The 25,571-nt window shown below is 66.5% G+C and carries 33 protein-coding genes; 23 read left to right on the top strand and 10 right to left on the bottom strand.

What is annotated here, in order from left to right; translation table 11 throughout:
* Positions 1-19 precede the first annotated feature (19 nt).
* Complete coding sequence (locus ABS767_RS08110; protein WP_408077841.1) at positions 20-778, top strand: hypothetical protein; 759 nt, start codon at positions 20-22, stop codon at positions 776-778.
* Between the two features lie 7 nt (positions 779-785).
* Positions 786-1,406, top strand: a complete 621-nt coding sequence (locus ABS767_RS08105; RefSeq protein ID WP_408077840.1) for a DUF4126 domain-containing protein — start codon at positions 786-788, stop codon at positions 1,404-1,406.
* 90 nt (positions 1,407-1,496) lie between these two features.
* Here ABS767_RS08105 and ABS767_RS08100 read toward each other — a convergent pair whose 3' ends face one another.
* Positions 1,497-2,222, bottom strand: coding sequence for a dienelactone hydrolase family protein (locus ABS767_RS08100; protein WP_408077839.1), 726 nt, complete (start codon positions 2,220-2,222; stop codon positions 1,497-1,499).
* Positions 2,223-2,291: 69 nt separating this feature from the next.
* On the opposite strand from ABS767_RS08100, the gene gpmA reads away from it, so the two are divergent.
* Entirely contained in the window at positions 2,292-2,978 is a 687-nt protein-coding gene (gene gpmA / locus ABS767_RS08095) for a 2,3-diphosphoglycerate-dependent phosphoglycerate mutase (RefSeq protein ID WP_408077838.1), read from the top strand.
* A 124-nt stretch (positions 2,979-3,102) separates the two neighbouring features.
* Here gpmA and ABS767_RS08090 read toward each other — a convergent pair whose 3' ends face one another.
* The gene (locus ABS767_RS08090) at positions 3,103-3,528 is read right to left on the bottom strand and encodes an OsmC family protein (RefSeq protein WP_408077837.1); all 426 of its coding nucleotides are present in this window, start codon (positions 3,526-3,528) and stop codon (positions 3,103-3,105) included.
* A 145-nt stretch (positions 3,529-3,673) separates the two neighbouring features.
* On the opposite strand from ABS767_RS08090, the gene ABS767_RS08085 reads away from it, so the two are divergent.
* The 3 genes from ABS767_RS08085 (at position 3,674) to ABS767_RS08075 (ending at position 6,495) form a co-directional block, all read left to right on the top strand.
* Positions 3,674-4,771: a sensor histidine kinase gene (locus ABS767_RS08085; RefSeq protein WP_408077836.1), complete on the top strand. Its 1,098-nt coding sequence runs from the start codon at positions 3,674-3,676 to the stop codon at positions 4,769-4,771.
* A 100-nt stretch (positions 4,772-4,871) separates the two neighbouring features.
* Positions 4,872-5,675 (top strand): LytR/AlgR family response regulator transcription factor, encoded by an 804-nt coding sequence (locus tag ABS767_RS08080; protein WP_408077835.1) that lies wholly within the window; start codon positions 4,872-4,874, stop codon positions 5,673-5,675.
* 70 nt (positions 5,676-5,745) lie between these two features.
* Positions 5,746-6,495, top strand: coding sequence for an isocitrate lyase/PEP mutase family protein (locus tag ABS767_RS08075; protein WP_408077834.1), 750 nt, complete (start codon positions 5,746-5,748; stop codon positions 6,493-6,495).
* Positions 6,496-6,616: 121 nt separating this feature from the next.
* On the opposite strand, the gene ABS767_RS08070 is transcribed toward ABS767_RS08075, so the two are convergent.
* Positions 6,617-6,895, bottom strand: coding sequence for a DUF3297 family protein (locus tag ABS767_RS08070; protein ID WP_408077833.1), 279 nt, complete (start codon positions 6,893-6,895; stop codon positions 6,617-6,619).
* 81 nt (positions 6,896-6,976) lie between these two features.
* A complete protein-coding gene (locus tag ABS767_RS08065; RefSeq protein ID WP_408077832.1) occupies positions 6,977-7,339 on the bottom strand; it encodes a hypothetical protein in 363 nt (120 codons plus the stop codon).
* A 172-nt stretch (positions 7,340-7,511) separates the two neighbouring features.
* Between ABS767_RS08065 and ABS767_RS08060 the strand changes: the two genes are divergently transcribed.
* The 12 genes from ABS767_RS08060 to ABS767_RS08005 all read left to right on the top strand — a co-directional run bounded on the left by ABS767_RS08060 (position 7,512) and on the right by ABS767_RS08005 (position 15,418).
* Positions 7,512-7,919 (top strand): EVE domain-containing protein, encoded by a 408-nt coding sequence (locus ABS767_RS08060; protein ID WP_408077831.1) that lies wholly within the window; start codon positions 7,512-7,514, stop codon positions 7,917-7,919.
* Between the two features lie 90 nt (positions 7,920-8,009).
* Entirely contained in the window at positions 8,010-8,477 is a 468-nt protein-coding gene (gene ybgC, locus ABS767_RS08055) for a tol-pal system-associated acyl-CoA thioesterase (RefSeq protein WP_408077830.1), read from the top strand.
* 7 nt (positions 8,478-8,484) lie between these two features.
* Positions 8,485-9,198, top strand: a complete 714-nt coding sequence (gene tolQ, locus ABS767_RS08050; protein WP_408077829.1) for a protein TolQ — start codon at positions 8,485-8,487, stop codon at positions 9,196-9,198.
* Positions 9,198-9,632: a protein TolR gene (gene tolR, locus ABS767_RS08045; protein WP_408077828.1), complete on the top strand. Its 435-nt coding sequence runs from the start codon at positions 9,198-9,200 to the stop codon at positions 9,630-9,632. The genes tolQ and tolR overlap by 1 nt, the downstream gene beginning before the upstream one ends.
* Entirely contained in the window at positions 9,632-10,441 is an 810-nt protein-coding gene (locus ABS767_RS08040) for a TonB C-terminal domain-containing protein (protein WP_408077827.1), read from the top strand. The genes tolR and ABS767_RS08040 overlap by 1 nt, the downstream gene beginning before the upstream one ends.
* Before the next feature lie 2 nt (positions 10,442-10,443).
* Positions 10,444-11,814, top strand: a complete 1,371-nt coding sequence (tolB, locus tag ABS767_RS08035) for a Tol-Pal system beta propeller repeat protein TolB (RefSeq protein WP_408077826.1) — start codon at positions 10,444-10,446, stop codon at positions 11,812-11,814.
* A gap of 91 nt (positions 11,815-11,905) precedes the next feature.
* Positions 11,906-12,418 carry a peptidoglycan-associated lipoprotein Pal gene (gene pal / locus ABS767_RS08030; protein WP_408077825.1) on the top strand — a complete coding sequence of 171 codons (513 nt, stop codon included), beginning with the start codon at positions 11,906-11,908 and terminating at the stop codon, positions 12,416-12,418.
* Between the two features lie 238 nt (positions 12,419-12,656).
* On the top strand, positions 12,657-13,616 hold the full coding sequence (locus ABS767_RS08025; RefSeq protein ID WP_408077824.1) for a DUF5996 family protein: 960 nt from the start codon (positions 12,657-12,659) through the stop codon (positions 13,614-13,616).
* 79 nt (positions 13,617-13,695) lie between these two features.
* Entirely contained in the window at positions 13,696-14,589 is an 894-nt protein-coding gene (locus tag ABS767_RS08020) for an SPFH domain-containing protein (RefSeq protein WP_408077823.1), read from the top strand.
* A gap of 13 nt (positions 14,590-14,602) precedes the next feature.
* Complete coding sequence (locus tag ABS767_RS08015; protein ID WP_408077822.1) at positions 14,603-14,803, top strand: toxin-antitoxin system HicB family antitoxin; 201 nt, start codon at positions 14,603-14,605, stop codon at positions 14,801-14,803.
* Positions 14,804-14,805: 2 nt separating this feature from the next.
* Positions 14,806-15,021, top strand: coding sequence for a PF20097 family protein (locus tag ABS767_RS08010; RefSeq protein WP_408077821.1), 216 nt, complete (start codon positions 14,806-14,808; stop codon positions 15,019-15,021).
* A 118-nt stretch (positions 15,022-15,139) separates the two neighbouring features.
* Positions 15,140-15,418, top strand: coding sequence for a hypothetical protein (locus tag ABS767_RS08005; RefSeq protein ID WP_408077820.1), 279 nt, complete (start codon positions 15,140-15,142; stop codon positions 15,416-15,418).
* Here the strand turns inward: ABS767_RS08005 and ABS767_RS08000 are convergent, their stop codons facing one another.
* Genes ABS767_RS08000 through ABS767_RS07985 form a run of 4 tightly spaced genes read right to left on the bottom strand, consistent with a single transcriptional unit; the run spans position 15,419 to position 19,679 of the window.
* Positions 15,419-16,291 carry a S1/P1 nuclease gene (locus ABS767_RS08000; protein ID WP_408077819.1) on the bottom strand — a complete coding sequence of 291 codons (873 nt, stop codon included), beginning with the start codon at positions 16,289-16,291 and terminating at the stop codon, positions 15,419-15,421.
* Between the two features lie 10 nt (positions 16,292-16,301).
* The gene (locus ABS767_RS07995; protein WP_408077818.1) at positions 16,302-17,288 is read right to left on the bottom strand and encodes an isoaspartyl peptidase/L-asparaginase family protein; all 987 of its coding nucleotides are present in this window, start codon (positions 17,286-17,288) and stop codon (positions 16,302-16,304) included.
* Positions 17,285-18,451: an acyltransferase family protein gene (locus ABS767_RS07990; RefSeq protein ID WP_408077817.1), complete on the bottom strand. Its 1,167-nt coding sequence runs from the start codon at positions 18,449-18,451 to the stop codon at positions 17,285-17,287. The genes ABS767_RS07995 and ABS767_RS07990 overlap by 4 nt, the downstream gene beginning before the upstream one ends.
* Before the next feature lie 31 nt (positions 18,452-18,482).
* Positions 18,483-19,679 carry an acyltransferase family protein gene (locus tag ABS767_RS07985; RefSeq protein ID WP_408077816.1) on the bottom strand — a complete coding sequence of 399 codons (1,197 nt, stop codon included), beginning with the start codon at positions 19,677-19,679 and terminating at the stop codon, positions 18,483-18,485.
* A 144-nt stretch (positions 19,680-19,823) separates the two neighbouring features.
* Between ABS767_RS07985 and ABS767_RS07980 the strand changes: the two genes are divergently transcribed.
* Both ABS767_RS07980 and ispG read left to right on the top strand, forming a co-directional pair.
* Positions 19,824-20,789 (top strand): DUF3089 domain-containing protein, encoded by a 966-nt coding sequence (locus tag ABS767_RS07980; RefSeq protein WP_408077815.1) that lies wholly within the window; start codon positions 19,824-19,826, stop codon positions 20,787-20,789.
* 34 nt (positions 20,790-20,823) lie between these two features.
* A complete protein-coding gene (gene ispG / locus ABS767_RS07975) occupies positions 20,824-21,948 on the top strand; it encodes a flavodoxin-dependent (E)-4-hydroxy-3-methylbut-2-enyl-diphosphate synthase (RefSeq protein ID WP_408077814.1) in 1,125 nt (374 codons plus the stop codon).
* Positions 21,949-21,954: 6 nt separating this feature from the next.
* Here ispG and ABS767_RS07970 read toward each other — a convergent pair whose 3' ends face one another.
* Complete coding sequence (locus tag ABS767_RS07970; RefSeq protein ID WP_408077813.1) at positions 21,955-22,782, bottom strand: TonB family protein; 828 nt, start codon at positions 22,780-22,782, stop codon at positions 21,955-21,957.
* Positions 22,783-22,876: 94 nt separating this feature from the next.
* Between ABS767_RS07970 and ABS767_RS07965 the strand changes: the two genes are divergently transcribed.
* The 3 genes from ABS767_RS07965 to ABS767_RS07955 are packed head-to-tail and all read left to right on the top strand — an operon-like array spanning position 22,877 to position 24,589.
* The gene (locus ABS767_RS07965; protein WP_408077812.1) at positions 22,877-23,773 is read left to right on the top strand and encodes a DMT family transporter; all 897 of its coding nucleotides are present in this window, start codon (positions 22,877-22,879) and stop codon (positions 23,771-23,773) included.
* Complete coding sequence (locus tag ABS767_RS07960; RefSeq protein ID WP_408077811.1) at positions 23,770-24,249, top strand: GNAT family N-acetyltransferase; 480 nt, start codon at positions 23,770-23,772, stop codon at positions 24,247-24,249. The genes ABS767_RS07965 and ABS767_RS07960 overlap by 4 nt, the downstream gene beginning before the upstream one ends.
* The gene (locus tag ABS767_RS07955) at positions 24,239-24,589 is read left to right on the top strand and encodes a TfoX/Sxy family protein (RefSeq protein WP_408077810.1); all 351 of its coding nucleotides are present in this window, start codon (positions 24,239-24,241) and stop codon (positions 24,587-24,589) included. Before ABS767_RS07960 ends, ABS767_RS07955 begins: the two co-directional genes overlap by 11 nt.
* A 6-nt stretch (positions 24,590-24,595) precedes the next feature.
* On the opposite strand, the gene ABS767_RS07950 is transcribed toward ABS767_RS07955, so the two are convergent.
* On the bottom strand, positions 24,596-25,483 hold the full coding sequence (locus ABS767_RS07950) for an AraC family transcriptional regulator (RefSeq protein ID WP_408077809.1): 888 nt from the start codon (positions 25,481-25,483) through the stop codon (positions 24,596-24,598).
* Between the last annotated feature and the right edge of the window lie 88 nt (positions 25,484-25,571).

The raw sequence follows: 25,571 nt of genomic DNA, 5'->3' as shown, positions 1-25,571 counted from the left end.
CTCCGGGTGTGTCAGTCACATGACACACCATGGAGGCGTGACGATGGCCAAGGGCAAGAAGAGCGCGAAGGCGAGCAAGCCGAAGACCGGCAAGGCCAGCAAGGCCGAGAAGACCGCGAAACTGCCCAAGAGCGTCGCGGGGATCGAACTGCCCAAGGAATTGCGCGAGCAGGGCGCCAAATTGCTCGAGCTGACCCGCCATCCGCTGGTCGCCGACATCGTCGCCGCCGGACTGGTCGCGCTGGCAGGCAATGTGCGGAAAAAGGCCAGCGACCCGGCACCCGCGCCGACGCCCGCCCCTGCGCCCGCCGCCACCGGGACGGCCGAGAAAAAGCCGTCGGGAATGGACGATTTCGCCAGGACCGCCTCCTCGCTCGCCACGCTGATCGCGGCGCGCGCGGCGGAGAAGATCAGTGCGAAGCTGGGCGGCGAACCCAGGACGGCCGCGCCCGCCGCGCCCGAGGCGCCGGAACCTCCCAAGGCGCCCGAACCTCCCACGCCACCTGTACCTTCAAAACCGCCCGAGGCGCCTGCGGCACCCGTTGCCGAGGCACCACCTGCCCGTCCCGCGCGCGCCGCAGCGCCTAAAAGGCCGGCCGCACCGCGCACGCCCGCTGCCAAGGCGTCGCCGAGCAAGCCCGCTGCGACGAAAGCCGCCAGCGCCCCGAAGCCGGCGGCAAAGGCGCCCGCGGGGGCAAAAGCCCCTGCGCCGAAAAAGCCTGCGGCCAAGGCCCCCGCCAAGCCGCGCGCACCGCGCAAGACCGGCGGCGCCAGCTGACGCGCCGATGGGCGCCGTCGAGCTGATCGGCCTTGCGGCATCGGTCAGCCTGCTTGCGGGCTGGCGGCTTTATCTGTGCATATTCGCGGTCGGCATCGCGATGCGCACCGGCTGGGTGGAACTGCCGGACCAGTTGAAGGCACTCGACGTTCTCGCCAATCCCTGGCTGATCGGCATTGCCGGGGTGGGCGCAATCGCCGAGTTCTTTGCCGACAAGGTAATGTGGATCGATTCGCTGTGGGACAGCGTGCACACCGCGATCCGCCCGATCGGCGGCGCGCTGCTCGCGCTGGCCATCGTCGATCCGTCGGACCCGGCTTGGCAGATCGCCGCGCTGCTGCTCGGCGGCGGAAGCGCGTTGCTGACGCATGGCGCGAAGGCGGGGACGCGTGCGGCGGTCAATGTCAGCCCGGAGCCGGTGAGCAACGTGGTGATTTCGACCGGGGAGGACATCGTAACCGGCGGGCTGTTGCTGCTCGCCCTTGCCAACCCGATCGCGGCGGTCGCGATCGCGGTGCTGATCCTGCTCGCGACGATCGCGACCCTGGTGCTGCTGCGGCGCCTGCTGCGCAGGCTGATGCGGCGCAAATCCTCCCCGGCACGGGGAGGTGGCAGCGCGCAGCGCTGACGGAGGGGGTTTGACGCACCGGACTCCCCTGCCTCGCGCCCCCTCCACCATGCTGCGCATGGTCCCCCTCCCCGTTCCGGGGAGGATGAACTAGCCGAACACCTCCGCCAGAAATCCGGTCATCGCCGCCCAGCTGCGGCGGTCGGCATTGGCATCGTAGCCGAATCCCGGTCGCGTCGATCCCGTCATGCTGGCATCGGTGAAGCCATGGCCGGCACCGCCATAGCCGTGCAGCTGCCAGTCGGCGCCCGCCCCGGTCAGCTCCGCCGCCAGCGCCGTCACCGCGTCGGGCGTGGCGAGCGGATCGTCCCAGCCATGGCAGACGAGCAGCTTCGCACCGATCGGACACGGATAATCGTAGCCGGGCGGATCGAAGATGCCGTGGAACGCCACCACGCCGAGCACGTCGCCGCCGGCCCGGGCGAGGTCGATCACCGCCTTGCCGCCGAAGCAATAGCCGATCGCGGCGGTCCGCGCCGCGTCGACCTGTGGCAGCGCGTGCAGCGCCGCGACACTCGCGAACAATCGGTCGCGCAGCAATGGCCGGTCGGCGTTGAGGTGATTCATGTACATCGCCGGGTCGGGCGAGTCGCGGGTCGTGCGCTTGCCCTGGCCGTAGAGGTCGGCGACCAAGGCGGCATAGCCCAGCCCCGCGATCCGCTCGGCGGTGACGCGATCCTGTTCCTTCTCCCCCAGAACATTGGGGACGATCAGTACGCCGGGGCGCGGGGTGTCCCAGTCGCCATCGACCACCGCAACACCTTCGAACGGCCCGCCCGGGCCGTCATATACGATGCTCCGTCTTTCGATGCCCATGGCCATCCTCCGTTGCCCTGTCGGCCCCATTCGCTAAGGACGCGGGCAACGTCCTGCAAGGAGTAGCCCATGCCCACGCTCGTCCTGATCCGCCACGGCCAGTCGTCCTGGAACCTGGAGAACCGCTTCACCGGCTGGTGGGACGTCGACCTGACCGAACAGGGCGTCAAGGAAGCCTGGGCGGCGGGCGAGCTGATGCGCGACAAGGGCCTGGATTTCGACATGACCTACACCAGCTTCCAGAGCCGGGCGATCAAGACGCTCAACCTGGCGCTGGAGGCGATGGGCCGGCTGTGGCTACCGACCGAGAAGAGCTGGAAACTGAACGAGCGCCATTATGGCGGGCTGACCGGGCTCAACAAGGCGGAGACCGCGGCGAAACATGGCGACGAACAGGTGCATCTGTGGCGCCGCAGCTTCGACATTCCGCCGCCGCTGCCCGAGGAGGGGTCGGCGTGGGACCTCGCCAAGGACGAACGCTACAAGGGCATCCCGATCCCGCAGACGGAGAGCCTGAAGGACACGATCGCGCGCGTGCTGCCCTATTGGGAAGAGCGCATCGCGCCCGACCTGTGCGCGGGCAAGCGCGTGCTGATCGCCGCGCACGGCAATTCGCTGCGTGCGCTGGTGAAGCATCTGTCGGGTATTTCGGACGAAGAGATCACGGGCCTGGAGATCCCGACCGGACAGCCGATCGTCTATGAACTCGCCGACGATCTGGCGCCGACCGATCGCTATTATCTGAACGAGCGGTAAGTCGCACAGCCGTCACCCCGGCCTTAGTGCCGGGGTCCACTGTGCGGCGAGCTCAGGCCATAAGGCTCGAATTCCACGCCGCGTTTCGGTGGGCCCCGGAACAAGTCCGGGGTGACAATGGTGTTCAGTTCAGCTTGTGCGCGAGCGACACTTCCGCATTGAGCAGCTTCGATACCGGGCAGTTCTTCTTCGCCTCCTCGGCCAGATCGGCGAACGCGTCGGCATCGATGCCCGGTACGCTGGCCTCCAGCGTCAGGTCCGAGCGTGTGATGACGAAGCCGCCGTCCTTCTGCTCCAGCTTGACCGCGGCCTTGGTCTCCAGCGTTCCCTCGCTATAGCCCGCCCGCGCCAGTGCGAAGCTGAGCGCCATGGTGAAGCAGCCGGCATGGGCGGCGGCGATCAGTTCCTCGGGATTGGTCCCCGGCTCGTCTTCGAACCGCGTGTTGAAGCCGTAAAACTGGTCGGTGAGCACGCCCGACTGGGTCGAGATCGCCCCCTTCCCCTCCTTGCCGAAACCGGAATAGCGGGCGGTGGCGGTACGGGTGGTCATGGGATCGGTCTCCTCTCGAAATGAACGCGCCAGCGGATATGGGTGCGCGGGTCGCGACATGAACGGGGGTGCAACGATATCGTTGCAGCCACGTTGCACCATTCTTCCCAGCCGCAGAGGGGCGATGTAGAGAAGCGCGAACCCCATGCAGAAACCCGCCATCTTCTCCCGCCCCTTCTTCGAGCAGAAGAGCCGTGCCTTCTGGATGCTCCAGGGCGCGGGCTGGGGCGGCTATCTGCTGCTGCGCGCGGTGTCGAACTTCTCGAACCGCAGCTTCAGCTTCGAAGATCTGATTCGCGTCACGATCGAATCGATCGTCGGCTATTGCATCACGCTGCTGCTGTCCGCTCTCTTCGGCTATTACCGCCGCCTGCCGCGGATCAGCGGGATCCTTGCGACGGTCGCGACGCTGGCCGCGGCGACGCTGATCTATGCGATGCTCAACGCCTTCACCGTGTCGGTGATGCGCGGCGATCCGGGGATCGAGCTGCCGCTGATCTTGGGCAGCCTGTTCCTCAACTTCACCGTGCTGGCGGGGTGGTCGGCGCTGTATTTCGGCATCAATTTCTATCTGATCGTCGAGGATCAGAGCGACCGCATGCTGCTGCTCGAGAATCAGGCGAGTTCAGCGCAGCTGGCGATGCTGCGCTACCAGCTCAACCCGCATTTCCTGTTCAACACGCTCAATTCGATCTCGACGCTGGTGCTGCTCAAGCAGACGGATCGGGCCAACGCGATGCTGGCGCGGCTGTCGAACTTCCTGCGCTACACGCTCGCCAACGAGCCGACGGCGCACGTCACGCTGGCGCAGGAGGTGGAGACGCTCAAACTCTATCTCGAGATCGAGAAGATGCGCTTCGAACAGCGGCTCAAGCCCGAATTCGACATCGACCCGCGCACAGCCAAGGCGCGCCTGCCCTCGCTGCTGCTGCAGCCGCTGGTCGAGAATGCGATCAAATATGCCGTGACGCCGCAGGAGGAGGGTGCCGAAATCTGCATCGTCGCGCGGCTCAACGGCGATCGGGTGCAGATCACCGTATCCGATACCGGTCCGGGATTGATCCAGGGCAAGAACCGTCCAAGCCTTTCAACCGGGGTCGGGCTTACCAATATACGGGAGCGGCTGGCACAGGCGTTCGGGCCGGATCACCGGTTCGAAACGCGCTCGGACCCCGGGCGCGGTTTCCGCGTTGAGATCGAAATTCCGTTCCAGTTCGAGGAACAAGCCAAGGAGGCAGCCTGATCGGAACCGAGCCGTAACCATTGAGTTGGGAGTGTAATAGGGGTTGTTGGACGCCGGACCCGGGGGCATCGGGACGGCACCGGATGAGAGTAGAGAGAGCATGACGATCCGCACCATTCTGGTCGATGACGAACCCCTGGCCATTCAGGGCCTGGAACTGCGGCTGGCCGCGCATGAAGATGTCGAGATCATCGACAAATGCCAGAACGGCCGCGAAGCGATCCGCGCGATCAAGACGCACAAGCCCGATCTGGTCTTTCTCGATATCCAGATGCCCGGATTCGACGGATTCTCGGTCGTTCAGGGGCTGATGGAGATCGAGCCGCCGCTGTTCGTGTTCGTCACCGCCTATTCCGACCATGCGATCCGCGCGTTCGAAGCCAATGCGATGGATTATCTGATGAAGCCGGTCGATGAGGGCCGTCTTGCCGACACGCTCGACCGCGTCCGCCAGCGCCTGACCGAGAAGCGCGGCGTCGAGGAGGTCGAGAAGCTCAAGGAAGTTCTGGCCGAAGTCGCCCCCGACGCGGTCGAGGAACTTGCCGCCGGCGACGGCGGCGAAGTCTCGTCCAGCCGTTTCGAAAAGCTGATCAACATCAAGGATCGCGGCCAGATCTTCCGCGTCGATGTCGACACGATCGAGGTGGTCGAGGCCGCGGGCGATTACATGTGCATCAAGACCGCCGACAATACGCTGGTGCTGCGCGAGACGATGAAGGATCTGGAAAAGCGGCTCGACCCGCGCCGCTTCCAGCGCGTCCACCGCTCGACCATCGTCAATCTCGATCAGGTCAAGCAGGTCAAGCCACACACCAATGGCGAATGTTTCCTGATCCTCGATTCGGGATCGCAGGTGAAGGTCAGCCGCAGCTATCGCGACGTGGTGGCCCGCTTCGTCCATTAACGTTGCGCGCAAGAAACGGATTGTTCTCTCTTTGTTCCGGCCATAAAGTCGGTCGAACGAGGAGGGACCGATGACCGATCGATTCGAACAATTCGCCGCGCTGCATGTACCCGGCAACCCGCTGATCCTAGTCAATGTCTGGGATGCGGGATCGGCACAGGCAGTCGCTTCGGCCGGAGCGCGCGCGATCGCGACGGGCAGTTCGTCGGTCGCGGCGGCGCACGGTGTTGGGGATGCCGAGGTGCTGGAGATCGACCTAGCCCTGGCGAACGCGGCGCGGATCGTGGCCGCGGTCGACCTTCCCGTCACGATCGATTTCGAGGGCGGCTATGCGGTCGATCCCGCCTCGCTCGCGGCGAATGTCACGCGGCTCGCGGCAACCGGGGCGGTCGGGTGTAATTTCGAGGATCAGGTGATCGGCGGCGAAGGGTTGCACGAGACCGGGTTTCAGGCGCAGCGCATCGCCGCGATCCGCGCCGCGACCGGCCCGGCGTTCTTCATCAACGCCCGCACCGATATCTTCCTGCAGGCGAAAGCCGACGCGCATGACGTGGCAAAGGCCGATGCCGCGATCGAGCGCGCCCGTGCCTATGCCGAAGCGGGCGCGAGCGGCTTCTTCGTGCCGGGGCTCGCCGATCTCGACCTGCTCGCGCGCATCTGCGACGCGTCACCGCTACCGGTGAACTTCATGGCGTTTCCGGGGGCGCCCGACGCGGCGGCGGTGGCGCAGGCAGGCGTGGCGCGAATCAGCCACGGCCCCTTCCCCTTCCGCGCAGCGATGCAGGCGCTGGAGGAATCGGCGCGGGCATTGCTCAGCTAAGACCGATCGTCACCCCGGCCTCGTGCCGGGGTCCACCCGGAGGCGAGCGCGTCGAAAAAGGCTCAGGTTCTGGACCGGGGAACTGCGGAGCCCGGCACAAGGCCGGGCTGACGAAGGTAATTCAGGCTTCCGCCTCTCCGTCGCCGTCGCCTTCGCCCGCCGGCGCACTCTCGAACCATGCCTCGACCGGGCCGGACAGCTTGATCGTCAGCGGATTGCCCTTGCGATCCATCGTCTTGCCGACCTGGACACGGATCCAGCCTTCCGAAATGCAATATTCCTCGACGTCGCGGCGCTCATTGCCCTTGAAGCGGATGCCGATGCCACGCTGAAGGACGGCCTGGTCGAAATAGGGGCTCTTCGGATTGACCGAGAGCCGGTCGGGAGGAGTGTCGCTCATGGGCGGCGCCTCTAGCCCGAATTGCGCGCAAACGAAAGCGGCGCGGAACCCAAGTCCCGCGCCGCCTGCATTTCACCGCGATCAGCGGCAATAACGCACCTTCACCCGGCGTCCGATATAGGGATCGTACACCCGGCGGACGGTGCAGCCGCGCCAGCCGCGGCGCTCATATTCGCGGTAATAATAGCCATCGCGCGGATAATAGCCGCGCCCGCGATAATAGCGGCGGTCATAGTCGTAGCGGCGATCGTAGCGATCATAGCGGTCGCGGCCCGACGACGCGATCGCCGCGCCGATGGCGATCCCGGCGATGCCCGCAACCACCGCGGCACCGGTATTGTCGCGGTCGCGATAGCGATAACGCTGCGCCTCTGCGGGAGCGGCTGCGGTCAACGCCGTGGCGCCGAGCGTCAGGCCGATTACCGCCTTGGTAATGGTATTCATGACGTTCCTCCTCGTGCATTCTGCATCACTGACGCCGAAAACGCATGAGCGGGCGTCGTGGATGCACACTGGCCGAGTCGTCCTGAACTCGTGCGGAATCGGATGTTCACTTGCGGTTTAGGTGGTTTTCGGTTTGGAAGGCCGCCCCGGCGCTTGCCGAACCAGACAAGGAATGCCGATGAACCTGTGGCTGATGAAGTCCGAACCCGATGTGTTCAGCTGGGACGATCTCGTCCGCGACGGCAAGACCGAATGGGACGGCGTCCGCAATCATGCCGCCGCCGGCAATCTGCGCGCGATGAAGGTGGGCGACCGCGCCTTCTTCTATCACAGCAATATCGGCCTGAAGATCGTCGGCATCATGGAGGTGAGCCGCGAAGCCCAGCCCGATGGCGAGGGCAAGCATTGGGTGTCGGTCGAGATGAAGCCGGTCGAGCCGCTCGCCAATCCGGTGACGCTGAAGCAGGTCAAGGCCGAGCCGAAGCTCGCCGAGATGGAACTGGTCAAATATTCGCGCCTGTCGGTCGGCAAGGTGCGCAAGGCCGAATGGGACCAGGTACTGAAGATGGCGCGCGGCTGAATCGCGCGGAACGCCGACGCCGCCCGACCGTTCGTCGCGCGTGCGAGGCATCCCGACCGTGACAGTTGAACTTCGATTCCTCCCGCCGCTATGGGCGCGGGGGTGAGCGAACTGAACATCTCCCCGGTGGCGGGCCGCTTCGTCGGCGCCGAGCACGTGTTTCCGGTCCGTGTCTATTTTGAGGACACCGACCTGTCCGGTGTCGTCTATCACGCCAATTATCTGCGGTTCATGGAGCGCGCGCGGTCGGATATGCTGCGCTGTGCCGGGATCGACCAGCGCGCGGCGCATGAAGCGGGCGACGGCGTCTATGTGGTCCGCGACATCGCCATCCGCTACGCCGCCCCGGCACGGCTGGACGATGCGTTGATTGTCGTCAGCCGGGTCCTGCGCGTACGTGCGGCGTCGGTGAATATTCAGCAACGAGTCATGCGGGACGGGGAATTGCTGACCCAGGCGGATGTCGAAGCCGCGTTCGTGACCCCTAACGGGCGCGCGCGGCGGCAACCGCAGGAGTGGGTCGAAGCGTTCGTGCCGCTTGTTTGGAAGGGAAACTGAGCGTCACATGGACTGGTTCGTAAATCTGGACGCCTCGACGATGTCGCCGCTCGGCCTATTCATGCAGGCCGACTGGGTGGTGAAGGCCGTGATGATCGGCCTGCTGCTCGCCAGCATCTGGACCTGGGGCATCATCCTGTCGCTGCGCGGCCGCGTCGCGAAGGTGCGCAGGGCCGCCGACAAGTTCGAGCATGATTATCGCAAGAGCGACGATATCGACGCCTTTCACCGGCTGCACGGCGACGAGGACCATCCGGTCGCGCGCGTGTTCGCCGCAGGCGTGACCGAATGGCGCCGCTCGACCGGCGGGCGCATGCTCGACAAGGAAGGGACACGCGAACGGCTGGCGACGACGATGGGCGCCGCCGTCGCGCTCGAGATCGACCGGCTGTCGGACAGGCTCAACATCCTCGCCACGGTCGGCGCCGTCGCACCATTCGTCGGCCTGTTCGGCACCGTCTGGGGCATCATGCGAAGCTTCACCGCGATCGCGAGCGAGCAGAATACCTCGCTTGCCGTGGTCGCGCCGGGCATTGCCGAGGCGTTGTTCGCGACCGCGATCGGCCTGTTCGCGGCGATTCCCGCGGTGATCGCCTATAACCGCTTCAGCCACGGCATCGACCGGGTCGAGGCGCGCCTCAACCGCTTCGCCGACGGCTTCCATGCGACGCTCAGCCGCCAGCTCGACAGCGCGCCTGCGGGCGGCAAGCCGGTGCTCTGATGGGGGCGCAGCTTCCCTCCCGGCGCGGCAAGGGGCGGCGCGCGCCGATGGCGGACATCAACGTCACGCCCCTGGTCGACGTGATGCTGGTGCTGCTGATCATCTTCATGGTCACCGCGCCGCTGCTGACCGCCGGGGTGCAGGTGAACCTGCCCGAAAGCCGCGCCCGGCCGCTCGACCAGGATCAGAAGCCGATCCAGATTTCGATCGACGAACAGGGCGCGGTGTTCCTCGACAACAGCCCGGTCACCGATGCCGAACTGCCCGGCCTGCTCGACGAGATCGCCACCGCGCGCGGCGCCGAAAGCCCGCAAGTGTTCCTGCGCGCCGACACAAGGCTCGATTACGGCAAAGTGATGCGCGTGATGGGCGAGCTCAACCGCGCAGGGCTGAACAAGGTGTCCCTCGTGACGACGGGAGAGGGCAAGAACTGATGGCGCTGGCGCTCGACCGGAGGGAAGGAGCAGGGATCGGGATGGCCGTGATCGGCCATGCCGTGCTGTTCGGCCTGCTCTCGGTCGGGTTTCTCGCCACGCCCAACCCGATGAAGCTCGAAACCACCCCGATCGAGGTGTCGCTGACCGACGAGGTCGGGCTGGTGAGCGAAGCGCCGGTGATCGAGCGCGAGGCGCCCGCCGAACGGTTTGCCGAGGTCCCCGCCCCGCCCGAGCCCGACACGCCCCCGCCGGTGCCGGACACTCAGCCCGAACCGGTGGCCAAGCCCGATCCCACCCCGCCCAAGGCCGCGCCTGCCCCCGCCCCCAAGCCGCAGCCCAAGGTGGAGGCGAAGAAGTCCAACCCCGCTCCGGCCAAGGCCGAGCGCAAGCCGACGCGTGAAGCAGTGAAGCCCACCGGGCGCCTGTCGGGCATCGTCGACGGCCTCACCGACCAGCCGAGCAAGGGCAAGGCGACCCGGCCGCAGGCGAGCCAGATCGGTGCCGCGGTGCAATCCAGCTTGGCTGCCGAGGTAATGCGGCAAATCAAGGTACACTGGAAGCCGCCCAGCGGCGCAGATTCGGATAAGCTGCGCACCCGCGTTATCGTGCGGCTAAACGAGCAAGGCGCCATCGTCGGCACGCCTCGCGTGGAGCAATCTGGTATCACCGCCAGCAACCGCGCACAGGCGGATCTCCATCGCGAGCGGGCGATACGTGCGGTGGAACTCGCCGCCCCGTTCAAATTGCCTGCGGAATATTATGAGGCATGGAAGGTCATAAGACCGCTACTTTACGAGGATCTGTAAGGATGAAAATTCGAGCACTGGCGATTCCTCTGCTACTCGCGGCAGTCGCGTCTGGACCCGCGTTCGCTCAGACTGTTCAACCTCCTGTCATCGCCGCGCCTCAGCAGGAAGAAGGGCTTGACGTCGACGTCACCAACGTCGCCGCGCAAGACCTTACCATCCTCATCCCGCCGATGCCGACCGCGCAGGTTGTCAGCACCCCGGCTGGCAGCACCGATGCGCTAGGCTCCCAGATCTCGCAGGTGATCGCCGACAATCTGCGCAATTCCGGCCTGTTCAAGCCGCTCGGCCCGACCGGCGTACGCGCGATCCCCTTCGGCGAAGTCAGCGCGCCCGACTTCCCCTATTGGCGCGGCGCGACCGCGCAGGCGCTGGTGCAGGGGTTCGTGCGCGCCAATGGCGACGGCAACCTCACCGTCGGCTGCTATCTCTACGACATCGCGCTCGGCACCGAACTGACGCGGCAGGGCTTCGTCGTGCGCCCGTCCGAATGGCGGCGCGCGGCGCATAAATGCTCCGACACCATCTATACCCGCCTGACCGGCGAGGGTCCCTATTTCGACAGCCGCGTCGTCTATATCAGCGAGACCGGGCCCAAGAACCGCCGCATCAAGCGCCTGGCGATCATGGATCAGGACGGCGCCAACCACCGCTTCCTGACCAACGGCCAGTCGATCGTGCTGACCCCGCGCTTCTCGCCCGACGAGCGGCGCATCGCCTATATGAGCTACCAGAACGACAAGCCGTCGCTCTATGTCTATGACCTCGCCAACGGCACGCAACGGCTGCTGGTCACCAATGTCAGCATGGCGTTCGCGCCGCGCTTCTCGCCCGACGGACGCTGGATCCTGTTCACCATGTCGGTGGCGGGAAATGCCGATGTCTATCGCATCGCGTCGACCGGCGGCACGCCGCAACGCCTGACCACCGCGCCGGGCATCGACACCGGCGGCAGCTATTCGCCCGATGGCAGCAAGATCGTCTTCGAGAGCGACCGGTCCGGCACGCAGCAGCTCTACGTAATGAACGCCGACGGATCGAACCAGCAGCGGATCAGCTTCGGCGGCGGGCGCTATGCGACCCCGTCGTGGAGCCCGCGCGGTGACCTCATCGCCTTCACCCGCATCGGCGGCGGTTTCCGCATCGGGGTGATGAGCCCCTCGGGCAGCGGCGAAAAGCTGCTGACCGACGCCTGGGGCGACGAGGGTCCGAGCTGGTCGCCCAATGGCCGCGTGCTGATGTTCTATCGCGGCGCGCAGGGGCGGGAGGGCAAGGCGGACGTGTGGTCGGTCGACCTGACCGGTACGAACGCCCGCCGCATCCCCACCCCGCTCGACGGATCCGATCCCGCATGGGGACCGCTGCGTCCCTGACGCAGGCTTGACGAACCGGGGAACACACCCGCACCCTGTCCGTTACGCAGGGGTATCGAATTTCATACGTGCCTTTAGGGAGATACCGGAAATGGCGAAGCTCAAGACCGCCCTCATCATCGCGACCATGGCCGTGGCCGTCGCCGGCTGCCAGAAGAAGCGGCCCGAGACGCTGCCTCCCGGCCCCGGCCCGGTCGATCCCGGCCCCGGACCCGGACCCGGCGGCGGCGGCGAAGCGCAGCCCGGCACGGCCGAGCATTTCCGCCAAAATGTCGTCAGCGACACGATCAACTTCGATTTCGATCAGTATGACATCGACGCACGCGCGCGCCAGATCCTCGACAGCCAGGCGCGCTGGCTGACGACCTATGGCAATACGCGCATCACGATCGAAGGCCATGCCGACGAGCGCGGCACGCGCGAATACAACCTCGCGCTCGGCGATCGCCGCGCCAATGCGGCCAAGAACTATCTTGCCGCGCGCGGAGTCTCGCCTGCGCGGATCACGACGATCAGCTATGGCAAGGAACGCCCGCTCGCGCTGGGTTCGGACGAAGCCAGCTGGGCGCAGAACCGCCGCGCCGTGACGATCGTCATCAACTGACGGTTGCCACCGCAGGACAGAAGGGGCGTGCACCGCGAGGTGCGCGCCCTTTTTTTCGTCGCCGCCAGGGGGAATCGTCGCTGGGCGTGACCGGCACGCGCTAACGGGTATCGGTTCCGGCAACACAGCGTCGCCGATCGCGCCACTGGCATTCGGCGCCGCCGGGGATCAGATTGAATGAAGTTCAGCGCCGCCTGCGGTGCGCGGACCTACCCATGCGCGATTCGGAGGAACGGACATGAGCACCCCTTGGCCGGAACTGGACTATTTCGGCTGGCGCGACACCTGTTCCGCGCTGCACCTCTATCTTCAGGTCGCCGGCAAATATCGCCTGGCGCATACGCCATGGGTCAACCATTCGTGGCACGCGACCTTTTACGTCACGCCGCGGGGACTGACCTCCTCGCTCATCCCCGACGGTCCGGGGATCGAAATTCTGTTCGACCTGCATGAGCATCAGGTCGTCGGGACCGCAGGCGACGGACATACTGCGTCCTTCCCCCTGCGGCCGATGACGGTGGCAGAGTTTCACACCGACTTCTGCGGTCTGGTTTCCGATCTCGGCGGTTCGCCGAAGTTCGACGGGCAACCCAACGAGCTTCCCAATCCGGTACCCTTCACCAAAGACCATCGCGACCGGCCCTATGATCGCGATGCGGTCCGGCGATACCATCGGGCGCTGGTCTCGATCGACCGGGTGTTCAAGACGTTCCGGACGTCGTTCCTGGGAAAGTGCAGCCCGGTCCATCTGTTCTGGGGCAGTTTCGACATGGCGGTCACGCGCTTTTCGGGACGCCGCGCGCCGCTGCATGGCGGGGGAATACCGGCACTGCCGGACGATGTGGCGCAGGAAGCCTATGATCGCGAAGTCTCTTCGGCGGGCTTCTGGCCGGGCGGCGGCGGGATCGAGTATCCGGCATTCTATGCCTATGCCTATCCGGCGCCCGATGGCTTTCGCTTCGCCCCGGTCCAGCCGGATGCGGCGTTCTGGCACGAGGGGATGTCGGAGTTCATCCTGCCCTATGACGCGGTGCAGGCGGCAGAAGACGGCGATGCAGCGCTGCTCGCCTTTCTCCAGTCGACCTATGAGGCCGCCGCCGACCTCGGCCAATGGGACCGCGATCTGCTGGAGTGCAGGCGGGGGCGCCCCTCGATCGTTCGACCGACGGACGCCCTGACGAACCCCGACACGCGTTAGCGATCACGAGGCATCCGATTTCGCTTGCCTCCTGCGAAAGTCGATATAAATATGATATCAGATTTACAGGGAGGCAAAAATGTCCGACTTCGATTCCCGCGCTCTGCGCTCCAGTGCCGAACGCCCTGCAAGCGCCGCCAGCGGCTATGTCATGCTGCTGGTCGCGCTGCTGGCCTTCATTGCGATCATCGTCTCGGCGCCGCAGATCGGCGAAGCCGCCTGGGCGCCGTGGATGACCGTCGGCTGCGCACTGCTGCTCGCCTTTATCGCCCCCGGATTCTATCTACTTCAGCCCAACCAGGCGGCGGCGATCCTGCTGTTCGGCGATTACAAGGGCACCGATCGCGTCACCGGGCTACGCTGGACCTGGCCGTGGATGATCAAGAAAAAGATCTCGGTCCGCATCCACAACATCACCTCGGAGCGACTGAAGGTGAACGACCTGCGCGGCAACCCCATCGAAATCGCGTCCAACGTGGTGTGGCGCGTCGCCGATACCGCGCAGGCGCTGTTCGACGTCGACGACTATCGCGAGTTCGTGCACATCCAGATCGAAAGCGCGGTGCGCGCGATCGGGTCGCGCTACCCCTATGACGACTTCACGCATGAGGAGATGACGCTGCGCGGCAATGCCGAGCATGTCAGCGAGGAGTTGCGCGTCGAGCTGCAGGAGCGGGTGCTCGCCGCCGGCGTGCACATCGACGAATGCCGCCTGACCCACCTCGCCTATGCACAGGAGATCGCCCAGGCGATGCTGCGCCGGCAACAGGCCGAGGCGGTGGTCGCCGCGCGCAAGACGCTGGTCGAGGGTGCGGTCGGCATGGTCGAGATGGCGCTGGAGCAGCTGAGCGACAAGAATGTCGTCGAGCTGGACGACGAGCGGCGCGCGGCGATGGTATCGAACCTGATGGTCGTGCTCTGCTCCGAACGCGACACCCAGCCGGTGGTGAACGCCGGGTCGCTGTACCAGTAGCCCGGAGCGCATCTTGGCTGCACCACCCAAGAAGGCCTTCCCGCTCCGCCTCGATCCGGTCCTCTACGCCGCGATCGAGCGGAGCGCCGCGACCGACCTGCGCAGCGTCAACGCGCAGGTCGAATGCCTGCTGCGCGAGGCGCTGGCCCGGCGCGGCGTCAAGCTGGCGGACCCGGTGCGCGCAAAGCGTGGCCGGCCACCCAAGGAGGATTGAACATGCGCTCGCGCCACTGCCCCAAATGCCAGAGCACGATGATCGAAGGCTTCATGGTCGATGAAGGCTATGGGACGCGCCACGTCACCAAATGGGTCGAGGGCGCACCGCAAAAGAGCGTGTGGACCGGAGTGAAGGTTCGCAAATTGCGCAAGTTGGACATCCAGACCTGGCGCTGCCGGAACTGCGGATATCTGGAAAATTACGCCACCGGCTGATCGTTTCTGAAAAGGTACCTGTCATGCTCACCGCCCTCTTCGCCCGCCGCAGCCACCTGCCCTGGCTGCTCGCCGCATCGATCGTGATCCTGGGCATCGGCCTGATGGTCGCGCTGTCATGAGCGTGCGCGACTATCGCGACGCGCTCAAGGTGCGCGAAGGCTATTGGTTCGCACCGAAGCTGTTCGGCTGGGGCGCGGTGCCCGTGACCTGGCAGGGCTGGCTGAGCACGATCGCCTTCGCTGTGGCCTTTGCGCTGGTGATCAACTGGGCACCCACCCGGTTCGTCCGGATCGGCCTCGCGGTGCCGATGCTCGTGGTCTTCATGTGGCTCGTCTGGACCAAGACCGATGGCGGCTTTCGCTGGCGCTGGGGCCCGGACCGGGACCGGGACTGATCAGCGCTTGGGCTGATCCGGCGGCGGGGGACCGAACGCCTCGTCGAGCAGCCGGGCGAGCCGCAGCCCGCCACGCTTGATCTGCTCGCGCATCATCGGGACCAGCTTTTCGATATCGGCATTGTCCAGCTTGCCCCGCGCGGGCAGGTCGTCGCGGCACGGATCGCCGTCGAACGCGGCTTCATAGGCGGTATGCGCCGCCTGCCAGTTCTCGCGGCTCCAGTCCTCGACCGTCCCGGCGCCTTCCTTCGCGCGTTCCTCCGCCGAATAGACGATGGTCAGCGACGGCGGGGTGGAAATGGCGCGCTCGGCCAGCCAGCCATCGGTGATGCTGTGCAGGTTCAGCCGCTCCGGGCCATAGATGCCGTAGTCGGTCCGCGCACGGTTGCCGCCCAGATCGCCCTTGTCGCCGGCATGCAAGGGCTGGTGAAGATCGCCGAGGAAATGGGTGAGGAACGCAAGCGCCATCACCTTCTCGCGCACCGGCACGTCCTTGTCCTGCAACAGCTTCACGCCGCGCTCGATCTGCGCCGACACGCAATTGCCGTCGGGGCAATTGCCCTTGAGCGTGAACGGCTTGCAGATGTTCACATTCTGATAGTGCCAGTTGTAGGCGTAGCTGAACCGCACGCCGAGCGGCTTGATGCAGTCCGCCCAGATGCTCGCCTGTTCGAGCGTCTTCGCCGGGCAGGTCGGCGTTTCGAGCAGCCCCTGTCGCGCGAGCAGCCGGTCGATCGCGCGGCGCGTCTCGGGCTTTACATTCTTGTACGCGATCGTCGCCACCGTCTCATGGCCCCATTCCCAATAGGCGGAGGCGGGCGTGGCGATCAGGCTGGCGGCGAGCGCCAGCGCGGCGAGGAGGGAGCGAATCATGCGCCCGCTCTTAATCTTCGTCGCCATAGATCGCGACGACCTTCTTGCCGTCGGACGACACCGAGCCGCGGTACATGCCCGCGCTGGTGAAGCTCCAGGCCGTCTCGCCGTCCGGACCGGCCAGGATCACGCCGCCCTCCCCGCCCAGCGCCTTGGTTTCCGCGAGCACTACCGCAGCAGCGGCCTTCAGGCTCTCACCCTTGAAACGAACCCGCGCGCAAATCTCGTGCGCCACGCCCGCGCGGATGAAATACTCCCCGTCCCCCGTGGCCGAGACCGCGCAAGCGCGATCGTCGGCATAGGTGCCCGCGCCGACGATCGGCGCGTCGCCGATCCGGCCCCAGCGCTTGCCGGTCATCCCGCCGGTCGACGTCGCCGCCGCCATCTGTCCCGTGCTGTCGAGCGCCACCGCGCCGACCGTGCCGAAGCGCATGTCGTCGGGCAGTGCGCCGGTGCGTCGCGCCTTGAAGCGCTCGAGTTGCTGGCGCCGCTCGTCGGTCGCGAACCAGCTGGGATCGACCTGTTCCAGCCCCTTTTCCACGCTGAACCGGTCGGCACCCGATCCGGCGAGCAGGACGTGCGGACTGTCCTCCATCACCTTGCGCGCCAGGCTGACCGGATGGCGCGTGCGGGTCACCCCGGCGACCGCCCCGGCCTTGCGCCCCGTCCCCTCCATGATCGAGGAGTCGAGTTCGTTCGCCCCCTCCCAAGTGAATACCGCACCGCGCCCGGCATTGAAGTTGGGATCATCCTCCAGCACGCGCACCGCCGCCTCGACCGCATCGAGCGCGCTGCCGCCGCTGGCCAGCACCTTCGATCCGGCCTCCAGCGCGGCATCCAGCCCCTTGCGCGCCGCCGCCTCCCGCTCCGGGGTCATCTTCGCGCGCTCGATCACCCCGGCACCGCCATGGATCACCAGCGTCCATCTGGGCTTGTCCTGCGCCAGCGTCGGCAGCGCCAGGGTCAAGGACAGGATCAGGGCGATCAGGCGGGTCATGCGGCCTCCGGGCTGACAGGGGTTGGAACGGGCGCCGGGCGGTCGCGCCGGGCATAGCGCAGGCCGATCAGCGGGCGCAGCCACGGCACCTCGCGCCCATAGCGGTAGAAGATCCAGCAGCCGAGCGCGGTCACCGGGACCAGAATCGCGAACTCGACTGCGGGCGGAAGGCTGAGCTTGAGCAGCCAGTACATCGCCACCACGATGATCGTCTGGTGGATCAAGTAGAAAGGGAAGACCGCTTCCGTCAGCATCTGGCGCCAGCGATGATCGCGGTTGAGATAGACCTCGGCGATCCCGATCAGCGCCGCGATCATCATCCACGCCTGAATGTAGCGCGCCGCCAGCATGATGCGGCTGGGCAGCCACGGCGTGCGCCCGGGATAGGCGATGTCGATTGCCGCGGTCATGGCATAGCCCGCCAAGCCGATCGCCAGCGCCGGCTTCCACAATTTCGCGATCCAGCGCATCACCGGCTCCGACCCCGCCAATGCGAAGCCGAACAGGAAGGCCGGGAAATAGGCGAGGTGCGCGACCCCGTCGTGAATGACGTCCTGGCTGTCGCTCCACCGCTGGAACACGACCACCTGCGTCATCAGCAGATAGGCGGCGGGCAGCCACAGCACGCGCGTCCCGGCAAAGACATGGTCGAATACCCGCTGCGCAGTCGCGCCGCCCGGCAGGCTCGCGATCAGCGCCAGACCCAGCGTGTACAGCCACAGATAGCCGACGAACCACAGATGGTTCCAGCTTGGCATAACCGTCGGCCCGAATACCCCGAAATACCAGTAATGGCGCGTCCAGAACGTCCAATAATCGAACGGATAGGGCCATTGCGTGCGCAGTTCGACCCAGGCTTGCGGGGGCACGATCACCGCGACGCCGAACAACAGCGGGACGATCAGCCGCCAGCTGCGATTGGTCATGAACCCGCCCGCGCCGCTCGACTTGCGCCACAGCGCGCGGCTGGCATAGCCGGAGACGACGAACAGTAGCGTCAGGCGCCAGGGATTGGTGAACAGCATCGGCACGGTCACCCAACCGGCCGGCGCCGCGGTTTTCACATGATAGCCCCAGGGCACGAAGACCATGCCGATATGGTAGAAGATCAGCAGCGCGAACGCCCCGATCCGCAGCCAATCCATGCCGTAATGCCGTTTCACCCCCGCGCCATAGCCGTGGGTGGCGCGCTTGTCAGGCCGCTTGAGGCGAAATCTCCGGCGCCGCCCGGCCCGCGCGCGGGCCAAGCCCGATCAGCGGGCGCAGCCAGCCGACTTCGCGCCCGAGCAGATAGGTGGCAAGGCACGCGCCGCCGGTCGCGACGACGAGCACCACGAACTGGACGCCCGCCGGCAGTCCCAACGGCAGCGTGTACCAGGCGGTGAGCACGATCACCGGCTGATGGACGAGATAGAAGGGGAACACCGCCTCCGCGATCGTCTTGCGCCAGCGATGGTCGCGGTTGCAGTAGCGGTCGGCGAGATGGATCAGCGCGATCGTGACCGCCCAGCCCATCGCCACCTGCGACACGCGCGCCACCGCCATTACCCAGTGCGGCGGCACGGTCTCCCCCGGATATCGGGTCTCGATCGCGACCGTCGCAAGTCCGGCAAAAATCGCGACCAGCAGCGCAGCACCGAACACACGCTTCAGCGCGGGCCAGAGCGACGGCGACCCAGCAAGGACGAAGCCGGACAGGAACATCGGAAAATAGAGTGCATGCCCTGCCCAGTCGCGCAGCAGCCCCTGCTCGTCGGCGACCACGAACTGCAGCCCGAGCCGCGCCAGCGCCAGCCCCGCCGCCGGGAGCCACAACAGCCGCCATCCCTGCGCCAGCCAGCCGGCACACCGCCTCGCCAGCGAATCGAACGGTTCTCGAAAGCGCCACAGCACTAGGGCGAGCCCCGCCGTATAGGCCCATAGGTACACGACGAACCACAGATGCTCCCAGCTGGGGAAGGTGCGCCCCCAGAACTCGCCCCAGCGCCAATAATCGCTCGTCCAGAAGTGAAGATAGCTCTCGGGATACCCCGCCTCGCGCACCCGCACCCACATCTCGACCGGGATCAGCACCACCATGCCGAAGGCAAGCGGGATCAGTAGCCGCAGGTTGCGTGCGCGCAGGAAGACGGCGGCGCTACCCGACTTCTCGAACAGATGACGCGACGCAAATCCCGATACCGCAAACAGCAATGGCAGCCGCCACGGCGTGAGCAGCGCCATCGGGACGATCAGCGCGGAAATCTGATAGTCGCTATGGATCACCCAACCCCATGGGGCGAACACCATGCCGATATGATAGAGGATCAGGAGCGCGAACGCAGCGATGCGCAGCCAGTCGAGGCCGTAATGGCGTCCGCCACGGGCAAGGTCCCGGTTCGCTTCGTTCACGCGCGGCGCTATAGGGGTTGGCGCCTCACCAATTGGTTAGCGGGAGCGGGAATGCGGCGGAAAATCACCTTATCGTGCGTCGCTGCGATCGCGAGCGTGCTGGCTGGCTGCGCCATCGCCGGTGCACCCCACGCAACGGACCGTATGCGCGCATCGCCGCCGCCGTTTGACCCCGCAGCCGCGCCGCCCGCGCCGGATTATGCGGGCCCCGCCAATTGGGCGTCACTGCCGTCGATCCGCGACGATGGCGACATGACGCCAAAGGGGGTGCCGGAGCCGCCGCAACTGCGCGCGCCGGTCGACGTGTTTTTCATCCATTCGGACGTACCACTGCGGAGCGCGGTGTGGAACGCGGACACGCGCGACGTGTGGTTCAACGGCGATGTCGGGCAGACGACGATCCGCAATCAGGCCAGCGCCTTCAACGGCTGCTGCGCGATCTATGCCCCGCGCTACCGCCAGGCGAACCCTGCCTTCACGTCGGGAGACGGGAGTGGAGCATTCGATCTCGCCTATTCCGACATCCTCCGAGCCTTCCGCGAATTTCGCCGCCGCGTCGGCGACCGCCCGTTCATCGTCGCGGGGCATGGCGGCGGCGCACGGCTTGGCCGACTGCTGATCGAACGGGAGATCGACGGACAGCCGATCGCGGCACGCATGGTGGCCGCCTATCTGATCGGCGATCCGCTGCCGCTCGACTGGTTCGATGCGCGCGGCACCGTGCGCCATTGCGCGGGTGAGTCCGACACCGGCTGCGTCGTCGCCTGGTCGATCCGGATCGAGGGCACCAAGCCCTCCGCCAATCGCGCCGCGTGCAACAATCCGCTGAGCTGGACGACCGGGCCGGCACTCGCCCCTCGCACCGCGCACCGCGGCGCGTGGATGCGCAACGGCTATGAATTTCCCGAACCGCTGCGCGCGCCTGACGCCGGACTGATCACCGCGCGTTGCGGCGCCGACGGGATGCTGTACGTCTCCCCGCCGGGCGAGCCCCATGCCAGCCGCATGGCGCCGGGTGGCAGCAACGGTGCGCTGGACTATCAGCTCGTCTATATGGACCTGCGCCACAATGCCGCCGCGCGCGTCGCCGCCTTTCTCGCCCGGCGCTGATCGGCTATAGCGCGGCAAAGCCAGAGGAAACCCAATGTCCGTGCGTCCCTGGCGCGATATCACGCGCCGCCAAAGCCGTCAGATCATGGTCGGCAACGTCCCCGTTGGGGGCGATGCCCCGGTCACCGTCCAGACGATGACCAACACGCCGACGTCCGATCCGGTCGCGACGATCGACCAGATCCGCCGCTGCGAGGATGCCGGCGCCGACATCATCCGCGTGTCCTGTCCCGATGTGGAGAGCACCGCGGCGCTCAGGCAGATCGTCCGCGCCGCGCGCGTGCCGATCGTCGCCGACATCCATTTCCACTATAAGCGCGCGCTCGAAGCCGCCGATGCCGGCGCGGCGTGCCTGCGCATCAACCCCGGCAATATCGGCTCGGCCGACCGCGTCAACGAAGTGGTCAACGCCGCCAAGGCCAATGGTTGCGCGATCCGCATCGGCGTGAATGCGGGCAGCCTGGAGAAGGACCTGCTCGAAAAATATGGCGAGCCGTGCCCCGAGGCGCTGGTCGAAAGCGCGCTCGACCATATCAAGCTGCTGCAGGACCGCGATTTCCACGAATTCAAGGTGGCGGTGAAGGCGAGCGACCTGTTCCTCGCCACCGCCGCCTATCAACAGCTCGCCGAAGTCGTCGATTGCCCGCTGCACCTTGGAATCACCGAGGCGGGGGGCTTCGTCGGAGGAACGGTCAAGAGCGCGATCGGCATCGGATCGCTGCTGTGGTTCGGGATCGGCGACACGATCCGCGTGTCGCTCTCCGCCGAGCCGGAAGAGGAAGTCCGCGTCGGGTTCGAGATCCTGAAGGCGCTCGGCATCCGCAACCGCGGCGTGCGCGTGGTCAGCTGCCCCAGCTGCGCGCGCCAGGGCTTCGACGTGATCCGCACCGTCCAGACGCTCGAGGAACGCCTCCAGCACATCCGTACGCCACTGTCGCTCAGCGTGCTCGGCTGCGTCGTCAACGGCCCGGGTGAGGCGCGCGAGACCGATATCGGCCTGACCGGCGGCGGCAACGGCAAGCACATGGTCTATCTGTCGGGCGTGACCGACCACACGATCGAGGATGCCGACATGCTCGACCATCTCGTCAAGCTGGTCGAAGCCAAGGCAGCGGAGATCGAGGCGGCGGCCGAGGCTGCGGCGGTGGCCGCGGCGTGATCGCGGCTACGGGATGCAAAGCGAGTCCGGCCAGCGCAGCCAGCAGAACCCCTGAATCCAGATCGATGGAACAGCCTCGCCCGCAGCGTTCCGCGCCGGACGAAAACGCACCCGGTTGCGGACGACCACCTCACAGGTAACCTGATCGAGCGCCTCCGCCCCGCTGGACTGGACCACGGCACAGTTGGTCACCGCCCCCTGGGCGTCGATCTCGGCACGCGCAACGACCTTGCGCGTCGGCTCCCGTATTTGCGCGTCACGCGGGTAATCATTGGCACTAAGCCATGACGCCGGGCTGCCGACGGGTTCGGCAGGCGTCACCACGGCGGTCGCGAGGTCCGGGTCCAGACCCCATTTTCGCATCAGGTCATTCTGGCATCGCTCCGCTGCGGCGAAGGCAGCGCCCATGTCGGACAACGGAAGATCATAGCGCCTCCCTTCGGTACGGATCACCACCCGCTCCCCGCCCCGGACTCCATCCGTCAAGGCGACGGGAACGGCGAATTTTGTTATGCTTCCCCCCTCTTCCCGTGGCACCGCTACGCCATAGACGGTCTCTCGATCACGCCCTGGATTCAGGACGAGCCTCGCCTCCGTCGGTTTGATCGATTTGGCTTCGCGGGCCGGTTCGATCAGGACGATCTGGTCCGCGCCCGTGACCGGATACAGCCCTAAGCCGAATACGATCCGGTCCGCTCCGGTACCGAAACTGCGGGAAAGAAGACACCGGCCATCGCTGTGCTCGACCGACCAGTCGTTCGCGGGCTCTAGTACGCTTGGGGCGTCCGTCAGCGGCACGGCAAACGTCGTCAGCATCGCGAGCAGTTTCGACATGTTTTCCCCTCTGACGGTTGATGATAGCCCGTCGCCGAAGCATGTCCAATCCGCATCGCTTGACCCGCGGTTTGCGACCGGTCAAGCCGCCGCCATGCGTCCCGCCGCCCCCCTCCTCGCCTTCGCCGTAGCGTCGCTCGGCATTGCGATCTTTTCGTCGATGGATGCGGTGATGAAGGGGCTGGTGCTCGCGCTCGGCGCCTATAACGCGCTGACCTGGCGGATGCTGGCGGGGGTGGCGGCGAGCGGCATTCCCTATGCGCTGTCGCGCCCGAAGCGGCCCAGCCGCGCGGCGATGCGGCTGCACCTGATCCGCGCCGCCGTCTCCGCCGTGATGGCCTTCCTGTTCTTCTGGGGCCTTGGCCGCGTGCCGATGGCGCAGGCGATCGCGCTCTCGTTCATCGCGCCGATCGTCGCGCTGTTCCTCGCGGCGTGGCTGCTGAAGGAGAGGATCACCCGCGTCACCCTCGTCGCCACCGCGCTTGCCTTTGCCGGCGTGCTGCTGATCCTGTGGGGGCAAACGCGCGCCGAGCTGGGCGAGGATGCATTCTGGGGGGCGCTCGCCATCCTCGGCTCGGCGCTCTGCTACGCCTGGAACATCATCCTGATGCGCCAGCAATCGCTGCTCGCGGGGCCGGGCGAGGTCGCCTTCTACCAGTCGCTGTTCGTCGCCGGGTTGTTCCTGCTTGCCGCGCCCTGGCTGCTGCGCGTCCCGTCGGTCGCGCACGCCCCCGCGCTGATCCTCGCGGCAGTCCTCGCCACCGCCTCTTTGTTCCTCCTGTCCTGGGCCTATGCCCGCGCCGAGGCCAATTATCTTGCGCCGACCGAATATACCGGCTTCCTCTGGGCGACATTCTGGGGTTGGATCGTGTTCGGCGAACGCGTTTCCTTCTTCACCGTGGCGGGCGCGGCGCTGATCGTCGGCGGCTGCATCATCGCGGCGCGGCGGCGCGACCAGGCCCCGGTCGCCGATACGGAGGCACAGATTTGATCACGATCCGTCAGGCGACCGCGCAGGATTTCGACCTTGTCGCGGGATTCATCCGCAAGCTCGCCGACTATGAGAAACTCGCGCACGAAGTCCGTTTCGACGATGCGACGCTGCACCGGCACCTGTTCGGGGAGCGCCCCGCCGCCGAGGTACTGATCGGCGAAATCGACGGCAAGCCCAGCGGCTTCGCGCTCTATTTCCAGACCTTCTCGACCTTCGAGGGCAAGCCCGGCATCTGGCTGGAGGACCTGTTCGTCGAGCCGCATGCGCGCGGCGCGGGGCTGGGCCGGGCGCTCCTGTCACGCCTCGCCGCGCTCGTCATCGAACGCGGCGGCGCGCGGCTCGAATGGAACGTCCTCGACTGGAACGAACTGGGCAAGGGCTTCTACCGTCAGATTGGCGCGGCGCATGTCGACGGGTGGGAGCGCTGGCGGATGCAGGATACTGCACTGGAGGAGCTTGCCCATGGCGTATGACGCCGGCCTGATCGAATGGGCAAAGGAGGCGCTCGAACCGCTCGGCACCATCACCCATCGCCCGATGATGGGCGCGGCGGTGCTCTATTGCGAGGGCCGGGTGTTCGCGGTGGTCGACGAAGAGGCGATCTACTTCAAGAACGACAAGGTCAGCGCGCCCATTTGGGACGAAGCCGGATGCCCCCCTTTCACCTTCACCGGCAAGGATGGCGAGACCGTGTCGATGAACTATCGCCGCGCACCCGACGACGTCTATGACGATGCCGATGCGATGCAGCGCTGGGCGTCGCTCGCGCGGGAGGCGAGCCGCCGCGCGCCGGTCAAGAAGAAGCGCGGCTGACGCGCGTCATGCGCTCGCCAGTGCGTCCTGCATCTGCGCGATGTCGCGGCGCGGCGGCGCGCCGAACAGGCGGCGATATTCGCGGCTGAACTGCGACGGGCTGTCATAGCCGACCGCAAAGCCCGCGCTCCCCGCGCTCGCACCCTCGGCCAGCATCAGCCGCCGCGCCTCCTGCAGCCGCAGCTGTTTTTGATATTCGAGCGGGGTCATCCGCGTCATCGCCTTGAAATGCGCGTGGAGCGACGATTCGCTCATACCCGCCGCATCGGCAATGTCCCGGATGCGCAGTTGCTTGTCGAACGCCCCGCGGATCGTCGCGATCGCCCGGCTCACCTGCCGCAAATGGCTGTCGCCCGCCGCGATATGCCGCAGCATCGGCCCGTGCGGTCCGGCGAGGAGGCGGTAGAGGATCTCCCGCTCGATCAGCGGCGCGAGCATCGCGATGTCACCCGGCGTGTCGAGCAGCGCGACCAGCCGCGACGCCGCGTCGATCAGCCCGGGATCGCTGGGGCACACCGCCAGCGCCGGCATCGCCGTGGGGGCGCCTGCCCCGCCCTGCGCCACCACCAGATCCGCCAGCGTCGTCATGTCGAGGCCGATCGCGCAACAGAAATAGGGCCGCTCGGGACTCGCTTCCAGCACGTGCCCGACCAGCGGCAGATCGACCGATACGACCAGATAGTTGGCGGCGTCGTAGATCAGGCTATCGCCCCCGACCGAAATGCGCTTCGATCCTTGGGCGATCAGGCAAAGCGATGCCTCGTACACCGCCGGTGTCGGATCGGTCGGCGCGTGGCCCCGGATCAAGGATAGCCGCGGCACGTCGGACGCGAACATGCCGGGTTCCCGGGTATGCCGTGCGATGATCGATGCGAGCTGTGCGACGCGTTCCATGTGCGACGCTGTCGCCCAGATCGAGCGCGATCTCAAGTCGGCGCGTCCGATTTTGGAGGATCGTGCAATTTCTTCGGGCGATCGCTCT

The sequence above is a fragment of the Sphingomonas plantiphila genome, assembly GCF_046000505.1.
In the GTDB taxonomy this organism is placed as follows: Bacteria; Pseudomonadota; Alphaproteobacteria; order Sphingomonadales; family Sphingomonadaceae; genus Sphingomonas; species Sphingomonas plantiphila.
Note: the sequence above shows the minus strand (reverse complement) of the source record. Positions and strands in the feature narration are given on the sequence as shown.

What these genes read in the sequence shown, in the direction of transcription:
- ABS767_RS08110 (WP_408077841.1), top strand. Translation starts at nt 20, where the DNA reads ATGACACACCATGGAGGCGTGACGATGGCCAAGGGCAAGAAGAGCGCG.
- ABS767_RS08105 (WP_408077840.1), top strand. Translation starts at nt 786, where the DNA reads ATGGGCGCCGTCGAGCTGATCGGCCTTGCGGCATCGGTCAGCCTGCTT.
- ABS767_RS08100 (WP_408077839.1), bottom strand. Translation starts at nt 2,222, where the DNA reads ATGGGCATCGAAAGACGGAGCATCGTATATGACGGCCCGGGCGGGCCG.
- gpmA (WP_408077838.1), top strand. Translation starts at nt 2,292, where the DNA reads ATGCCCACGCTCGTCCTGATCCGCCACGGCCAGTCGTCCTGGAACCTG.
- ABS767_RS08090 (WP_408077837.1), bottom strand. Translation starts at nt 3,528, where the DNA reads ATGACCACCCGTACCGCCACCGCCCGCTATTCCGGTTTCGGCAAGGAG.
- ABS767_RS08085 (WP_408077836.1), top strand. Translation starts at nt 3,674, where the DNA reads ATGCAGAAACCCGCCATCTTCTCCCGCCCCTTCTTCGAGCAGAAGAGC.
- ABS767_RS08080 (WP_408077835.1), top strand. Translation starts at nt 4,872, where the DNA reads ATGACGATCCGCACCATTCTGGTCGATGACGAACCCCTGGCCATTCAG.
- ABS767_RS08075 (WP_408077834.1), top strand. Translation starts at nt 5,746, where the DNA reads ATGACCGATCGATTCGAACAATTCGCCGCGCTGCATGTACCCGGCAAC.
- ABS767_RS08070 (WP_408077833.1), bottom strand. Translation starts at nt 6,895, where the DNA reads ATGAGCGACACTCCTCCCGACCGGCTCTCGGTCAATCCGAAGAGCCCC.
- ABS767_RS08065 (WP_408077832.1), bottom strand. Translation starts at nt 7,339, where the DNA reads ATGAATACCATTACCAAGGCGGTAATCGGCCTGACGCTCGGCGCCACG.
- ABS767_RS08060 (WP_408077831.1), top strand. Translation starts at nt 7,512, where the DNA reads ATGCCGATGAACCTGTGGCTGATGAAGTCCGAACCCGATGTGTTCAGC.
- ybgC (WP_408077830.1), top strand. Translation starts at nt 8,010, where the DNA reads ATGGGCGCGGGGGTGAGCGAACTGAACATCTCCCCGGTGGCGGGCCGC.
- tolQ (WP_408077829.1), top strand. Translation starts at nt 8,485, where the DNA reads ATGGACTGGTTCGTAAATCTGGACGCCTCGACGATGTCGCCGCTCGGC.
- tolR (WP_408077828.1), top strand. Translation starts at nt 9,198, where the DNA reads ATGGGGGCGCAGCTTCCCTCCCGGCGCGGCAAGGGGCGGCGCGCGCCG.
- ABS767_RS08040 (WP_408077827.1), top strand. Translation starts at nt 9,632, where the DNA reads ATGGCGCTGGCGCTCGACCGGAGGGAAGGAGCAGGGATCGGGATGGCC.
- tolB (WP_408077826.1), top strand. Translation starts at nt 10,444, where the DNA reads ATGAAAATTCGAGCACTGGCGATTCCTCTGCTACTCGCGGCAGTCGCG.
- pal (WP_408077825.1), top strand. Translation starts at nt 11,906, where the DNA reads ATGGCGAAGCTCAAGACCGCCCTCATCATCGCGACCATGGCCGTGGCC.
- ABS767_RS08025 (WP_408077824.1), top strand. Translation starts at nt 12,657, where the DNA reads ATGAGCACCCCTTGGCCGGAACTGGACTATTTCGGCTGGCGCGACACC.
- ABS767_RS08020 (WP_408077823.1), top strand. Translation starts at nt 13,696, where the DNA reads ATGTCCGACTTCGATTCCCGCGCTCTGCGCTCCAGTGCCGAACGCCCT.
- ABS767_RS08010 (WP_408077821.1), top strand. Translation starts at nt 14,806, where the DNA reads ATGCGCTCGCGCCACTGCCCCAAATGCCAGAGCACGATGATCGAAGGC.
- ABS767_RS08005 (WP_408077820.1), top strand. Translation starts at nt 15,140, where the DNA reads ATGAGCGTGCGCGACTATCGCGACGCGCTCAAGGTGCGCGAAGGCTAT.
- ABS767_RS08000 (WP_408077819.1), bottom strand. Translation starts at nt 16,291, where the DNA reads ATGATTCGCTCCCTCCTCGCCGCGCTGGCGCTCGCCGCCAGCCTGATC.
- ABS767_RS07995 (WP_408077818.1), bottom strand. Translation starts at nt 17,288, where the DNA reads ATGACCCGCCTGATCGCCCTGATCCTGTCCTTGACCCTGGCGCTGCCG.
- ABS767_RS07980 (WP_408077815.1), top strand. Translation starts at nt 19,824, where the DNA reads ATGCGCGCATCGCCGCCGCCGTTTGACCCCGCAGCCGCGCCGCCCGCG.
- ispG (WP_408077814.1), top strand. Translation starts at nt 20,824, where the DNA reads ATGTCCGTGCGTCCCTGGCGCGATATCACGCGCCGCCAAAGCCGTCAG.
- ABS767_RS07970 (WP_408077813.1), bottom strand. Translation starts at nt 22,782, where the DNA reads ATGTCGAAACTGCTCGCGATGCTGACGACGTTTGCCGTGCCGCTGACG.
- ABS767_RS07965 (WP_408077812.1), top strand. Translation starts at nt 22,877, where the DNA reads ATGCGTCCCGCCGCCCCCCTCCTCGCCTTCGCCGTAGCGTCGCTCGGC.
- ABS767_RS07955 (WP_408077810.1), top strand. Translation starts at nt 24,239, where the DNA reads ATGGCGTATGACGCCGGCCTGATCGAATGGGCAAAGGAGGCGCTCGAA.
- ABS767_RS07950 (WP_408077809.1), bottom strand. Translation starts at nt 25,483, where the DNA reads ATGGAACGCGTCGCACAGCTCGCATCGATCATCGCACGGCATACCCGG.